At 69.8% G+C, this 12,705-nt stretch carries 12 protein-coding genes; 5 read left to right on the forward strand and 7 right to left on the reverse strand.

Going from position 1 to position 12,705, the window contains the following annotated elements:
• Positions 1 to 4: 4 nt before the first annotated feature.
• A complete protein-coding gene (locus J8I35_RS05810) occupies positions 5 to 712 on the reverse strand; it encodes a class I SAM-dependent methyltransferase (RefSeq protein WP_209924748.1) in 708 nt (235 codons plus the stop codon).
• Between the two features lie 313 nt (positions 713 to 1,025).
• On the opposite strand from J8I35_RS05810, the gene J8I35_RS05815 reads away from it, so the two are divergent.
• Complete coding sequence (locus tag J8I35_RS05815; RefSeq protein WP_050017980.1) at positions 1,026 to 2,678, forward strand: DUF3459 domain-containing protein; 1,653 nt, start codon at positions 1,026 to 1,028, stop codon at positions 2,676 to 2,678.
• 74 nt (positions 2,679 to 2,752) lie between these two features.
• Here the strand turns inward: J8I35_RS05815 and J8I35_RS05820 are convergent, their stop codons facing one another.
• From J8I35_RS05820 to J8I35_RS05840, 5 genes are all read right to left on the reverse strand, one after another.
• Positions 2,753 to 3,337 carry a thiamine phosphate synthase gene (locus J8I35_RS05820; RefSeq protein WP_050017973.1) on the reverse strand — a complete coding sequence of 195 codons (585 nt, stop codon included), beginning with the start codon at positions 3,335 to 3,337 and terminating at the stop codon, positions 2,753 to 2,755.
• Between the two features lie 22 nt (positions 3,338 to 3,359).
• Positions 3,360 to 4,703: a hemolysin family protein gene (locus J8I35_RS05825; protein WP_050017974.1), complete on the reverse strand. Its 1,344-nt coding sequence runs from the start codon at positions 4,701 to 4,703 to the stop codon at positions 3,360 to 3,362.
• 76 nt (positions 4,704 to 4,779) lie between these two features.
• Positions 4,780 to 5,559 carry a HAMP domain-containing sensor histidine kinase gene (locus J8I35_RS05830; protein WP_050017975.1) on the reverse strand — a complete coding sequence of 260 codons (780 nt, stop codon included), beginning with the start codon at positions 5,557 to 5,559 and terminating at the stop codon, positions 4,780 to 4,782.
• A gap of 67 nt (positions 5,560 to 5,626) precedes the next feature.
• On the reverse strand, positions 5,627 to 6,550 hold the full coding sequence (locus tag J8I35_RS05835; protein ID WP_209924749.1) for a DMT family transporter: 924 nt from the start codon (positions 6,548 to 6,550) through the stop codon (positions 5,627 to 5,629).
• Positions 6,551 to 6,587: 37 nt separating this feature from the next.
• A complete protein-coding gene (locus tag J8I35_RS05840) occupies positions 6,588 to 7,445 on the reverse strand; it encodes a LysR family transcriptional regulator (protein ID WP_124631286.1) in 858 nt (285 codons plus the stop codon).
• Positions 7,446 to 7,558: 113 nt separating this feature from the next.
• Here J8I35_RS05840 and J8I35_RS05845 point away from each other — a divergent pair, with 113 nt between their 5' ends.
• The 3 genes from J8I35_RS05845 (at position 7,559) to J8I35_RS05855 (ending at position 10,608) form a co-directional block, all read left to right on the forward strand.
• Entirely contained in the window at positions 7,559 to 7,942 is a 384-nt protein-coding gene (locus J8I35_RS05845; RefSeq protein ID WP_124553969.1) for a tautomerase family protein, read from the forward strand.
• A 139-nt stretch (positions 7,943 to 8,081) separates the two neighbouring features.
• Positions 8,082 to 9,716 carry a CHAD domain-containing protein gene (locus J8I35_RS05850; RefSeq protein WP_209924750.1) on the forward strand — a complete coding sequence of 545 codons (1,635 nt, stop codon included), beginning with the start codon at positions 8,082 to 8,084 and terminating at the stop codon, positions 9,714 to 9,716.
• Between the two features lie 55 nt (positions 9,717 to 9,771).
• Positions 9,772 to 10,608, forward strand: coding sequence for a TOBE domain-containing protein (locus J8I35_RS05855; protein WP_050018282.1), 837 nt, complete (start codon positions 9,772 to 9,774; stop codon positions 10,606 to 10,608).
• A 181-nt stretch (positions 10,609 to 10,789) separates the two neighbouring features.
• Here the strand turns inward: J8I35_RS05855 and J8I35_RS05860 are convergent, their stop codons facing one another.
• Positions 10,790 to 11,491: an ATP-binding cassette domain-containing protein gene (locus J8I35_RS05860; protein WP_050018279.1), complete on the reverse strand. Its 702-nt coding sequence runs from the start codon at positions 11,489 to 11,491 to the stop codon at positions 10,790 to 10,792.
• Between the two features lie 160 nt (positions 11,492 to 11,651).
• On the opposite strand from J8I35_RS05860, the gene J8I35_RS05865 reads away from it, so the two are divergent.
• Complete coding sequence (locus J8I35_RS05865) at positions 11,652 to 12,704, forward strand: RNA-guided endonuclease TnpB family protein (RefSeq protein ID WP_209924751.1); 1,053 nt, start codon at positions 11,652 to 11,654, stop codon at positions 12,702 to 12,704.
• Position 12,705 lies beyond the last annotated feature (1 nt).

Below are 12,705 nucleotides of genomic sequence, written 5' to 3' on the forward strand. Positions count from 1 at the left end.
ACCGTCATGCGCGCCGCACCGCGATCCACGCGCCCCAGAACAGGCTCGCGAAAAAACGCAGCGGCGCGTCGAACCCCGCGTCGCGCAGCAGCGCGAACACGGCTTCCTCGGACGCGGGCGGATCGGCGCCCTGCAGGATCTTCGCGAGTTGCGCACGCACGGCGTCGGGCGTGGCGCTTTTCATGCGCCAGCGCTGCTGCCACGCGTCGAGCAGGCGCGGGTGGTCCGCGTAGCGGCGATGGTTGCCGGCGAGCACGAGCGGCGCGCCGGGCTTCAAACGTCGCGCGATCGCGTGCAGCAGCGCGGCCTTCGCGTCGTCGCCCGGCACGTGATGCAGCACGCCGATCAGCGTCGCGCCGTCGAACGCGGGCACGTCGGGCAACGCGTCGACGCCGTCCTCGACGAACGTCGTACGCGCGCCGAAACCCGCGGCTTCGACGTTCGAGCGCGCAAGCGCGAGCATCGGCGCGGACGGGTCGACGGCCGTGAACCGCCAGCCCGGTTCGAGCGCGGCCGCGACGCAGATTTCCTGGCCCGTGCCGCCCGCGCCGGCGACGAGCATCCGCGCATCGGCCGCACCGATCGCCGACGCGAGCATGCATGCGGTGAGTTCGTGGCACGCGTCGTAGCCGGCGAGCGCGATGCGCGATTGCTCGGCGTATTCGTGTGCGCGTGACGGATCGAATTTCGCGGCGCTGGCGGGAAGCGACATGGCAGGTCCTCGGATCGGGGCGGACGACATGTCCGCGAACAGGACGCAGAGCGTATGTGCGCGCGGCCGGCGCAACAAGACGAGCAATCATTCCGGTATGCAGACTACCCGACTCGTCGGCGCGTGCCGGCCGGTTTCCCGTGCGATTTTCCAAGGGTCGATTCGCATTTAAAAATGTCTGACTACGATGCATCGGCGTGGCGAATCCGGCGCATACTCGGTGCTCTCCCCCCGCCTGGCCTTCGCATGCCGGGCCCCGATGCGCTGCGCCATCGGCGCGGCCATGCCGCTCGGTACGCACGAGGAGCGCATGATGTCCGATTGTCCGCACGATCCGTACGCGCAGCACTACATCCATTGTTTGCCGTTTGGCGCGCAGCCCTGCGGCGCGCTGTGCACGACGCCGCGCACGCATTTCCGCGTGTGGGCGCCCGGCAGCACCCACGTCGAGCTCGAACTCGATACCGGCTACGGCCCGATGCTCGTCCCGATGACGAGCGCCGGCCCGAACTGGTTCGAGGTCTTCGTCGACTGCGGCGCGGGCGCACGTTACCGCTATCGTCTCGACGATACCGTGTCGATTCCCGATCCCGCGTCGCGCTCGCAGCCCGACGGGCTCGACGGCCCGAGCGAGGTCGTCGATCCGCGCGCGTTCACGTGGCGCAATACGTTCTGGCACGGGCGCGCGTGGGAAGACATCGCGCTCTACGCGATCCGCCCGCACGCGGTGGGCGGCTTCGACGGCGTGCGCCGCCGGCTGCCGCAACTCGCGCGCCTCGGCGTGACCGCGCTGGAGCTGCTCGCGTCGCCGCACGACAGCCTGCCGTTCGCGCCGCTCGCGGCCGAAGGCGGCCCCGACGCGCTGAAGGCACTGATCGACGCTGCGCACGGCTACGGTCTCGCGGTGCTGCTGGAACTCGACTACGCACGCTTCGGCAGCGGCACCGACGCGCTGCGCCACTACGCGGGGCCGTTCTTCCATACGCGCGACGATCCGCTGCAGGCCGCGCCGCTCGCGCTCGATCATCCGGAAGTCTGCGATTTCTTCTGCGACAACGCGCTGTACTGGATCGACGAATACCGCTGCGACGGGCTGCGCCTGCGCGAAGCCGACCGGATCGGCGTGTCGTGGCTGCGCGAGATCGCGGATCGCGTGCGCGCCGCCGTGCCGGCCGACCGGCTGATCCACCTCGTGCTCGGCAGCGAGCGGCATCCGGCGCATCTCGCCGATACCCATTTCGATGCGCAGTGGAACGGCTGCGGCGAACGCGCGCTGCACCGGCTCACCGGGCGCGACACGTCGGCTCATGAAGGCATTTCCACGCACCAGTCGATTCACACGCTCGCCCGCGCGCTGACCGCGGCCGGCGCGGCGTACCAGCCGGCCGCATCGGCGGACGGGATGGCCGCCGACAGCGGACTGTCGCTGACGTCGCTCGTACTGTCCGACGGCGCATGGCGCGACAGCGGCCCGGGCGATTATGGGCAGGCGGCCGGCTTGGCCGCGCTCGCGCTGTCGCTGCTCACGCCGCAGATCCCGCTGATCTTCGACGAAACCGCGCGCGACATCGACCGTGCGCATTTCGTGCAGTCGGCGCTCGCGGTGCGCGCGAAGCTGATCGCGCCGAGGCTGTCCGATTGCCGGCCACAGGCAGCCCATGCGCTCAAGGCGGACGGCGACGGCGATGCCGACGCGCTGTGCGCATCATGGCGGCTCGCCGACGACGAGACGTTGACGATCGCGTTGAACCTGTCGCCCGATGCGGTGCCGTTCGACGCACCGGTCGGGCGGGTGGTGTTCGAGACGCCGGCACGCGCGCGCGACCGGGTCGAGGAAGGGGAGTTGCCGCCGTATTCGCTCGTCGCGTGGCTGACGGGCGACGTCAATCGCTACGCGCTGACGCACGACGTGCGTCGCCTCGACGACGGTTCATGGCGCGGCAGGCGTCCGAACCTGAACGCATGAGCCGATGAACGCGTGAGGCGGCGTGGCGGGGCGGTAAGCGATCGTGCGCGGCCGCGCTGCCGGAAAGCGCCGAATTACCAGAACCCGCGAATGCCCGCGATGCCGTACGCGCCGTGACGGCGCGCATCGTCGAGGTGCGCGCGCGTCATGCCGCCGAGCGCGAACACGGGCATCGCGGCCTGTGCGGCCAGCGCGTCGAATCGCGCCCAGCCGAGCGCTGGCGCACCGGGGTGGCTGAGCGTCGGCAGCACCGGCGACAGCGTGACGAAATCCGCGCCGGCGCGCGCGGCCAGCAGCAGATCGTCTTCCGAGTGGCACGCCGCGGACACCCAGCGTCCGGCCGGCAGCGGCCGCTGCACGGCGGCGCGCAACGCGGCGCCGTCGAGATGCCAGCCGGCGCCGTCGAGCCGCATCACGCCGGCTGCCTCGATCGGGCCGTTCAGCATCAGATGCGCGCCGGCCGCGTCGCAGCGCGCGAGCGCCGCGGCGGCCAGCGACGCGAACGCGGCCGCGTCGAACGATTTCACGCGCAGTTGCACGAGCGTTTCGCCGCGCGCGAGCACGGCCGACAGCCGGTCGAGGAACGCGGCCCGATCGGCCGCCGACGCGGACGCCGGTTCCGGCGTGATCACGCAGCAGCGCGGCAGCGGCCCATTCATCGCGCGATGCAGCGCGCGGCCGTCATTCGTCGGCCTCTTTCGCGATCTTCGGATAGACGCGCACGAGCACGATGCGCGGCCCGTTCATCTTCTTCACGACGACGTCGAAGCGGTCGAACGACACGCGCTGCCCTTCGGTCGGCAGGTCGCTCAACGCCTGGATCACGAGGCCGCCGACCGATTCCGCGCGGCCTTCGTCGATGTCGATGCCGAGCGCCTGCTCGAGCGACACGACGGGCAGGCTGCCCTTGCCCATCAGCGTGCCGTCGTCGAGGCGGCTCCAGTCGGCGTCTCCCTGGCGGAATTCGTCGTGGATCTGGCCGACCAGCGCGCCGAGCAGGTTGTCGAGCGTCAGGAAGCCGATCGGCTTCTCGCCCTTGTTGCCGACCAGCGCGAAGTGCGGCGCGCCCTTGCGGAAGCGGCGGAACAGCTCCAGCGCCGGCGTGTCGGGCTTCACGTACTGGACCGGGCGCACGTAGTCGGACAGATCCTCGAGCGCGGCGCCCGCGTGACGCGCGAGCAGCAGGTCCTTCAGGTGGATCAGCCCGCTCACCTGTTCGCGCGACGCATCCTCGAACAGCGGATAGCGGCTGAAGCGGTGCCGCGCGACGATCTCCATGTTGTCGGGCAGCGGCAGGTCGCGCCGCAGGCCGATCATTTCATGGGCCGGCCGCATCAGGTCCGACACGGTCATCGACGAAAAATCCAGCGAATGCGCGAGCGTATTCCACTCGTCGTTGCTGTACGTGCCGCGCGCCGGCTGGGCCGCATTGCCGGCCGCGCTGCGGCGGCTGCGCAGGATCAGCTTCAGCTCGTCGGTCGAATAGTGCGCATCGCCGCCGTGGTCGGCCGACAGCCCCGCAAGGCGCAGCACCGCGTTCGCGCTGGTGTTGAGCACCCAGATCGCCGGATACATCGCCCAGTAGAACGCGTAGAGCGGCAGCGCGACCCACAGGCCGACCTTCTCCGGCTGACGGATCGCCATCGATTTCGGCGCGAGTTCGCCGACGACGATGTGCAGGAACGAGATCAGCGAGAACGCGAACACGAGCGAGATCAGGTGCACGACGCGTTCGGACTCGACGCCGATCAGGTCGAGCAGCGGGCCGATCAGTTCCGCGAACGCCGGTTCGCCGACCCAGCCGAGGCCGAGCGACGCGAGCGTGATGCCGAGCTGGCACGCGGAAAGATACGCGTCGAGCCGGCCGTGCACGATGGCGAGGATGCGCCCGCGCAGGCCGTGCTTGCGGGCGAGGGTCTTGACGCGCGTCGCGCGGAGTTTGACGAGGCCGAATTCGGCCGCAACGAAGAACCCGTTCAGGGCCACCAGGAACAACGCGCCGATGAGCGCGAAGATCTGTAACAAAGAATCGCTCCGGTTATGACAGGCCCGTCAGTATAGAGCCAGAAAGGAATTCGTAATGTGTCGGGCGGGCGCTTGCTTACACCGGCGCCTCGCACGGAATCGAGAACGTGAGGGTGGCGCTCGCGCCGTCGACGAACACGTCGTGCGCGAACGTGCCGCCGTGCGCGAGGGCGACGCGCTGGCACAGCGCGAGCGCCCATGCGCTGCGTTTCGCGTCGCGCTCGTGCAGCATCTCGCGCCGCGCGAACGATTCGAACGCGTGCGGCTGCGCGGGATCGACGAGCACGCCGGCGTTGACGGTGCAGGTGGCGTGCGCGGTGAACTGCACACCGTCGCGCGTGCAGGCGAACGCGACGCGGCTGCCCGCGGCGCTGGCCTCGACGGCCGTCGTCAGCAGCGTCCAGAGCGCCTGCGCGACGCGTTCGCGATCGACGGTGAGCGACGGCTCGCCGTCCGGCAGCGTCGTGTCGAGCGCGACCTGGCGGGCGTCCGCGAGCGCGAAACGCACGAGCGCGATCGTTTCGTCGAGCAGTGCGCGCAGCGCGAACGGCCGAGGCGCGAGCGCGAGCGTGCGCGTTTCCGCGCGCGGCGCGTCGAGCACGCCATCGATCAGCGCGACCTGCTGGTCGATGCCCGTGCGGATGCCCGCGAGCGCGCGCTGCAGGTTCGGGTCGGCATTCGCGAGCTGGCGCTCGAGCACGTAGGCCCAGCTGTGCATCGCATTCAGCGGGCTGCGCAGGTCGTGCGACGCGGTGGAGAGCGCCTGGTCGCGCAGGAACAGCGCCGCCTGGGCGGCGTAGTGCGCTGCGCGTTCGCGCAGCAGGTCGGCGGCGGGATCGACGGAAGTGGACGTCACGGAGCTGGCCTGTCGGAAGCGGTTGGCGTGGAAGTCACGCGAATCGCCATTATAGGGACGGTGGGCGTCACGCCGGCAGCGCGTCCTCGTCCTTTTTCCGCGCGTCGCCGTTCGGCAGCAACTGGCACGCGAGCAGGCCGGCCAGCATCAGCGCGCAGCCGACGAGCGCGCGCAGCGTCAGCGTTTCGCCGAGCGCGGCCCAGCCGGCGATCGCCGCGAATACGCCTTCCATGCTGAAGATCACCGCCGCGTGCGCGGGCGCCGCGTCGCGTTGCGCGACGACCTGCAGCGTATAGCCGACCCCGACCGAGAGCAGCCCGCCGTACAGCAGCGTCGGCAGCGCCCCGCGCAGCATCGCGACGCTGACCGGTTCGACGGCGAGGCCGACCGCGAGACACGCGACGCCGCATACGGCGAACTGCAGGAACGCGAGCACGAGCGGATCGTGGCGCTTCGCGAGATGGCCGACCGCCATCACGTGCGCGGCGATGATGACGGCGCCCGCGAGCTGGAACCAGTCGCCGTAGAGCACCGAGAAGTGCTCGTCGATGCTGAGGAAATACAGGCCGATCGCGGCCAGCAGCGCGCCGAACCACGTGCCCGCGCCGATCCGGTGGCGCGTGAACACGCCCATCAGCGGCACGATCACGACGTACAGCGAGCTGATGAAGCCGGCATTCGCGATCCGCGTGTATTGCAGGCCGACCTGCTGCAGCGAGATCGACACGGCGAGCAGGCCGCCGAGCGCGGCGCCCGGCAGCAGCAGCGCGGAGTCGCGCCGGATCGCCGCGAGCTGCGCGCGCGACGCCGGATTCAGCATCAGCAGCGGCACCAGCACGAGCGCGCCGAGCAGGAAGCGCAGCCCGGTGAACAGGAACGGGCCGATCACGTCGAGGCTCAGGCGTTGCGCGACGAAAGCGGAGCCCCAGATCGCGGCGGCGCCGAGCATCAGCAGGTTGGCGCGGAGGTGCTGGCGGGCGTCGGGCTTCATTGGGATTCGTCTGGAGATTGCGGTGGAGCCCGCTAGTTTACGCCGAGATTGCAAGACTGTCGGCGAACCTGCGCAGCGCGGCGGCGGCGCGGGCGTCGCGTACCCGCGAATACAGCACGACCTGCGATTGCGGCAGCGCCGGCAGCCCGAATTTCGCGCCGACGTCGACCAGCGTGCGCGGGGCGACGCGCCGCGCGAGCGGACAGACGGCCAGCCCCGCCGCGGCGGCGGCCGCGACCGCCGCGACCCCGCCGCCCGTGAAGCGCTCGCGCCATGGCAGCCCCGCGCGGTCGAGCGCGCGCAGCGCGGCGGCCCGCACGCCGCAGGGGCCGGCCAGCACCGCGAGCGGCAGCGGCTCGCCGGCGCGCGGTGCCCAGTCGGGCGCGGCGAGCCAGGCCAGCGGCTCGGTGAAGAGCGGCGTGGCGTCGTCGCGCGGCGGATCCTCGCCGGGCTCGTGCCGCGCGATGACCGCGTCGAACCGCCGTTCGTCGTATTGCGGGAGCAGGCTCGTCGACGCCCCGAGATGCATTTCCAGCGACAGCCCCGGATCCTGCCGGTGGAGGCTCGTCAGCACGGCCGGCAGGTCGGGCACCGCGACGTGCTCGCTGACGCCGAGCGACAGGCGCACCGTGCCGGTCGAGATCGCGCCGAGCGCACGCTCGTGCGCGTCGAGCAGCGCGCGGGCGGCCGGCAGGAAAGTCTCGCCGTCGGCGGCCAGCTTGACGACGCGCGGCGTGCGCGCGAGCAGCGGCTTGCCGAGATGGGCTTCCAGCCGCTTCAGCTTCAGGCTGACGGCCGATTGCGTGGTGCCGAGCGCATCGGCGGCGCGCGTGAAGCTGGCGAGGTCGGCGACCAGCACGAACGCGCGGACGGCATCGAGATCGAGTACTTTCATTTCAAATGAAAATTGATGAAATATTCATCAATGACTGTTTATTATAGGTGCGCGCGCCTAACCTGATGCTGTGTTTTCGTTCTTCAACGTCACTCACCGACAGGAGCAGCACCATGCCATTCACCCGTATCGCCGTACGCGAAGGCAAACCGGCCGCCTACCGCAAGGCCCTCGTCGACGGCGTGCAACGCGCGCTGATCCAGACGTTCAACGTCCCCGAGGACGACATCTTCATGGTCGTGACCGAGCATGCGGCCGAGAACTTCGTGTTCGGCCGCCATTACCTCGATATCGAACGCAGCGACGATCTCGTGATCATCCAGATCACCGCGAACAACACGCGCACGCTCGAGCAGAAGCGCTCGCTGTACCGGACGATCGCCGACAATCTGTCGCAGCAGCCGGGTGTGCGGCAGGAAGACGTATTCATCAGTCTGGTCGAGGTGCTGAAGGAGAACTGGTCGTTCGGCAACGGCATCGCGCAATACGCGGTCTGATGTGCCGGCTTGACCTGCCACAGCGCGTCGGTGCCGGATCGGCGCCTGCGCGTGGGGGCGGCGTGTACTATGGAAGCTGCTTCACGAGCGACGCCGGCGCGGTCGATGCGCCGGCGATCCTTCATGTGCAGGAGCCTCCATGTCGCGTGTGCTGGAAATCGTGTTGTCGTTGTCGCTGGAAGGGTGGCCGGTCCAGGGCGCAAGCCGCACCCGTGGCGCGCAGCGCGATTTCGGCGCCGAACTCGTGCGTGCGTGGCGGATCTGCCCGCAGGTCCGGATGCGGCGCGGCCACGAGCGCGTGACGATCGAGCCGTGCCAGATCGAGGAGGCCGAGCGGAGCCCCGGCGCGAACTGGTGGACCTGGGTGGAATCGAACGCGCATGGCACGCGGGTCGTCGCATCGCGCACCGAGACGTTCGCCCCCGGCGTCACGCAGCGTGAGCTGTTCGACGCGGAGCACGCGGGCATCGTCGTCGCGGCGCCGCTGCCGGTGCCCACGACGGCCGGCGCAGCCGATGCCGACGCGCCGGCCGCCGACGCGCCGGCCGCCGACGCCGAGGGCATTGCGCCGGACACCGACGAAGCGCGGGCCCAGGCGTCGGCGCTGCGCATCGTCAGCGAACGGCGGCGCGGGCGCTGGGCCGACGACAGCGGCGTCGTGGTCGAGATGACGCTCGACGACATCATGCTGCATGGCGGCGGCGAGCCGCCGCGCCGCTACGTCGAGCTGCGTCTGGCCGCGCCCGACTGGGAAACCGTGGCCGCGCGCACGGCCGCGTTGCACGCGCTGTTTGCCGCGGCGCGCGAACTGAGCGGCGCGTGGCCCGCGTTCGTGCAACTGACGAGCGTGATCGACCGCGCCTGTGCGGGCGGGCCGGTGGCCGCCGCGCTGGTCAAGGCGCAGCCCGTCGACCTGACCGGCATCCGCACGCAGCGCGCCGCGCTGTTCGCGCTGGCCGGCGACATCACCGCGCAATGGCTCGGCAATGAATGCGGCGTGCTCGATCGCGACGATCCCGAATTCGTGCACCAGATGCGCGTCGCGCTGCGCCGCCTGCGCACGCTGATGCGCTTCTTCCCGCGCTTCACCGACCGTCAATGGAAGGACACGCTCGGCGTCGACCTGCGCTGGCTCGCCAAGCTGCTCGGCACGGTGCGTGACTGGGACGTGTTCGCGACCGAGAGCCTGCCCGCGCTGATCGCGGCCGACGGCGGCGGCAGCGACTGGGACGGCACGCTCGACGCCGCCCGTGCGCAGTCGATGGCCGCGCGCGTCGAACTGCGGCAGGCGCTGCATTCGGCCCGCTATGCGCGGCTGACGCTCGGCTGGCTCGAATGGCTGAGCGCGCTCGTGCTGCCGGCGGCCGACGGCGACGACGCGCCGTCGCTGCGGCGTCACGCGACCAAGCGCGTGCGGCGGCTGTTCGGTCATCTCTACGGATCGCCGTCGCTCACGTCGCTCGACACGGCGGCGCGCCACCAGGTGCGGATCGATGCGAAGCGGCTGCGCTACGCGCTCGAATTCTTCGCGTCGCTGGCGTCGCGCCGCACGCGCACCGAGACGGTCAAGACGTTGGCGCGCGTGCAGAGCGTGCTCGGCGAAGCGAACGACGCGATGGTCGCGCTGCACCATCTCGAGCAACTGTCGGCGCCGCCGTACCAGCTCGGTTTCGTGCGCGGCTACGGCGCCGCGCTCGAACAGCGGGCCGCGCGCGACGCCGAGACGCTGCTCGCCAGCCTGCGGCCGCCGAAGCTCGACGGCAAGTCGGGCTGAGCGCCACGCGCCGGACCCTATAATGGCCGCCCGTTTCCCCGCACGCATGCCGATGATGACCGACGCACCGCATTCTTCCTCGTCCGCCGAACCGCTCGAACTGGGCGGCGAGCTGTGGCTGCGCGCCGGCGAACAGACGCTCGGCGGCGCGACGCGCATCGCGCTGCTCGCGGCGATCGGCGACACCGGTTCGATCACGCGTGCGGCGAAGGCGGTGGGCCTCAGCTACAAGGCCGCGTGGGACGCGGTCGACACGATGAACAATCTCGCCGGCGAACCGCTCGTCGCGCGTTCGACCGGCGGCAAGGGTGGCGGCGGCACCACGCTGACGCCGCGCGCGACGTCGCTGATCGCCGCGTTCCGCGCGATCGAGCGCGAGCATCGCCGTTTCATCGAGGCCGCGAGCGCGGCCGTTGCCGGCTTCGACGTCGACTGGGCGCTGATCGGGCGGATCGGGATGAAGACGAGCGCGCGCAACCAGTTGTTCGGCAAGGTCGCATCGATCGTGCGCGGCACCGTCAACGACGAGGTCACGCTTGCGCTGCCGGGCGGGCAAGCCGTCGTCGCCGTGCTGACGCACGAAAGCGCCGAGGCGCTCGGGTTGCGGGAAGGCGCGGACGCGTGCGCGCTGGTGAAGGCGTCGTGGGTCGTGCTCGCGGTCGACGAGGGCGGACCCGACCTGAAGGTGTCCGCGCGCAACCGGCTGCGCGGCGGCGTCGAAGCCGTCACGGCGGGCGCGGTCAACAGCGAGGTGACGCTGGCGCTCGACGGCGGCGGGACGCTGACGGCCGTCGTAACCAACGACAGCGTCGATGCGTTGCAGCTCGACGCCGGTCGGCGCGCGATCGCGCTGTTCAAGGCGTCGAGCGTGATTCTGGCGGTGACGGGCTGACCCGCGCGGTAGCGCGGCTCGCGTTGGCCGGCGGCCGTCGTGCGGGGCGCGGCGAAGCCGGTGCAGCATGCGTGCGCATCGCACCGGCTTCGTTTCCGCGTTCAGCATGTGCCGCGACGCGGCTGCTCCCAGGCTCCAACATGGCGACCGGCGCCACGCTCACGACCACGGCGTCGCGCGCTCAGGTGACGCGCGTCGGCCACTCGGCATGCGGCGAACTCGCCTGCACGCGTCCTTCGCTCAACTGCACGACCTGATCGCCGAACGCGGCGACGTCGTCGGGGTCGTGCGAGATCAGCACCATCGGGATGTCGAGCCGCGCCTGCAGCTCGGCGAGCTCGTGGCGCATGCGCTGGCGCATGGCGCCGTCGAGCGCCGCGAACGGTTCGTCGAGCAGCAGGATGCGCGGCTGCGCGACCAGCGCACGGGCGAGCGCCACGCGCTGCTTCTGCCCGCCCGACAGTTGCGACGGATATTGCCCCGCGAGCGATTCGAGATCGAACGCGCGCAGCCAGTACGCGACCTCCGGCGGCGCCGTCTTCGCGCGCGGGTTGCGCAGGCCGGCCGTGAGCCCGAACGCGATGTTCTGCCGCACGTTCAGATGCGGGAACAGCGCGTAGTCCTGGAACAGGTACGCGACACGGCGTTCGCGGGTCGGCACGTCGATGCGGCGCGCGGCGTCGAACAGCGGCTCGCCGTTCAGCGTGATCGCGCCTGCGTCGGGCGTCAGCAGCCCGGCGATCGCCTGCAGCGTCATGCTCTTGCCCGCGCCCGACGGCCCGAACAGCACGACGCGCTGCGTCGTCGCCGTGAACGACACGTCGAGCGTGAAGCGGCGCTCGGCGTTCGCGTAGGTCTTGCGGATATCGACGACGACGCTCATGCGGGCCTCCGCCGAAGCGGGCCGGCTGCCGGACGACAGACGTGATACGGGCAGCGCAGGTGCTTCATCAGAATTTGCTCCGAGAAACCCCGTCCTTCAGGACGGGGAGGAGAGGCGTGCTGTTGACAGACAGCTTCTTCCACGGGTTAGGATCACCTGCATGATCCTTGTCTATCGCTACCGGGTGAAATCGCTCAACGGACTGCTCAACAAGCAGAGCCGCGCGGTGAACTACGTCTGGAACTTCTGCAACGACACGCAGAAGCACGCGCTCAAGTGGAGCAAGAAGTGGCCGGCCGGATTCGACCTGAACGTGCTGACAACCGGCAGCAGCAAGGAACTCGGTATTCACTCCGGCACGATCAACGCAACATGCGAGCAATATGCGAAGTCGCGCAGCCAGCACCGTCGGCCCTACCTGCGCTATCGCGGCAGAAAATCCCTGGGATGGGTGCCGCTGAAGGGCCGTGACTTGAAGCGCGAGGGTGACGCGTTCCGTTTCGCTGGCAACACGTTTCGCGTGTTCAACAGCCGCCCGCTTCCCGAAGGCAAGATCAAGGACGGGAGCAACTTTGCGCAGGATGCGCGTGGCAACTGGTTCCTCAACATCGTGATCGAGATATCCGATGTTCAGGCTCGACCGATCCGTTCGGGCGTCGGCATCGATCTCGGCCTGAAAGACTTCGCCACACTTTCGACGGGCGAGAAGCTGCCCAATGACCAGTTCGGTCGACGAGCGGCGGAAAAGCTGGCGAAAGCGCAACGAGCGCGAAAGCACAAACGGCATATCGCGAAGCTGCACGCGAAGGTGGCGAATGTCCGCGCCGACTTCCAGCACCAGCTCGCGCTCGATCTGGTGCGGCGCTTCGATTACATCGCGGTCGGCAACGTGTCGGCCGCAAAATTCGCCAGAACCAGAATGGCGAAAAGCGTCTACGACGCATCCTGGTCGTCCTTCCGAAACAAGCTCCGCTACAAAGCGATCGCGCACGGCGCCACGTTCGAGGAAGTCGACGAAACCGGTTCGACCCAGTCCTGTTCGGCGTGCGGGTCGCAAGCCAGCACGACGCGGCCGAAAGGTATCGCGGGACTGAGAATAAGAGAGTGGGTCTGCAGTGACTGTGGTGTCGAGCATGATCGTGATATCAACGCTGCGCTGAACATTCTCCGATGCGGACGTGCATCGCCAGGTGTGGGAATCCTCTCCCTTTAGG

Origin of the sequence: Burkholderia sp. CpTa8-5 (assembly GCF_017815045.1) — a bacterium.
Lineage (GTDB): Bacteria > Pseudomonadota > Gammaproteobacteria > Burkholderiales > Burkholderiaceae > Burkholderia > Burkholderia sola.

What these genes read in the sequence shown, in the direction of transcription:
- J8I35_RS05810 (WP_209924748.1), bottom strand. Translation starts at nt 712, where the DNA reads ATGTCGCTTCCCGCCAGCGCCGCGAAATTCGATCCGTCACGCGCACAC.
- J8I35_RS05840 (WP_124631286.1), bottom strand. Translation starts at nt 7,445, where the DNA reads ATGAAAGTACTCGATCTCGATGCCGTCCGCGCGTTCGTGCTGGTCGCC.
- J8I35_RS05855 (WP_050018282.1), top strand. Translation starts at nt 9,772, where the DNA reads ATGACCGACGCACCGCATTCTTCCTCGTCCGCCGAACCGCTCGAACTG.
- J8I35_RS05850 (WP_209924750.1), top strand. Translation starts at nt 8,082, where the DNA reads ATGTCGCGTGTGCTGGAAATCGTGTTGTCGTTGTCGCTGGAAGGGTGG.
- J8I35_RS05835 (WP_209924749.1), bottom strand. Translation starts at nt 6,550, where the DNA reads ATGAAGCCCGACGCCCGCCAGCACCTCCGCGCCAACCTGCTGATGCTC.
- J8I35_RS05860 (WP_050018279.1), bottom strand. Translation starts at nt 11,491, where the DNA reads ATGAGCGTCGTCGTCGATATCCGCAAGACCTACGCGAACGCCGAGCGC.
- J8I35_RS05845 (WP_124553969.1), top strand. Translation starts at nt 7,559, where the DNA reads ATGCCATTCACCCGTATCGCCGTACGCGAAGGCAAACCGGCCGCCTAC.
- J8I35_RS05865 (WP_209924751.1), top strand. Translation starts at nt 11,652, where the DNA reads ATGATCCTTGTCTATCGCTACCGGGTGAAATCGCTCAACGGACTGCTC.
- J8I35_RS05820 (WP_050017973.1), bottom strand. Translation starts at nt 3,337, where the DNA reads ATGAATGGGCCGCTGCCGCGCTGCTGCGTGATCACGCCGGAACCGGCG.
- J8I35_RS05815 (WP_050017980.1), top strand. Translation starts at nt 1,026, where the DNA reads ATGTCCGATTGTCCGCACGATCCGTACGCGCAGCACTACATCCATTGT.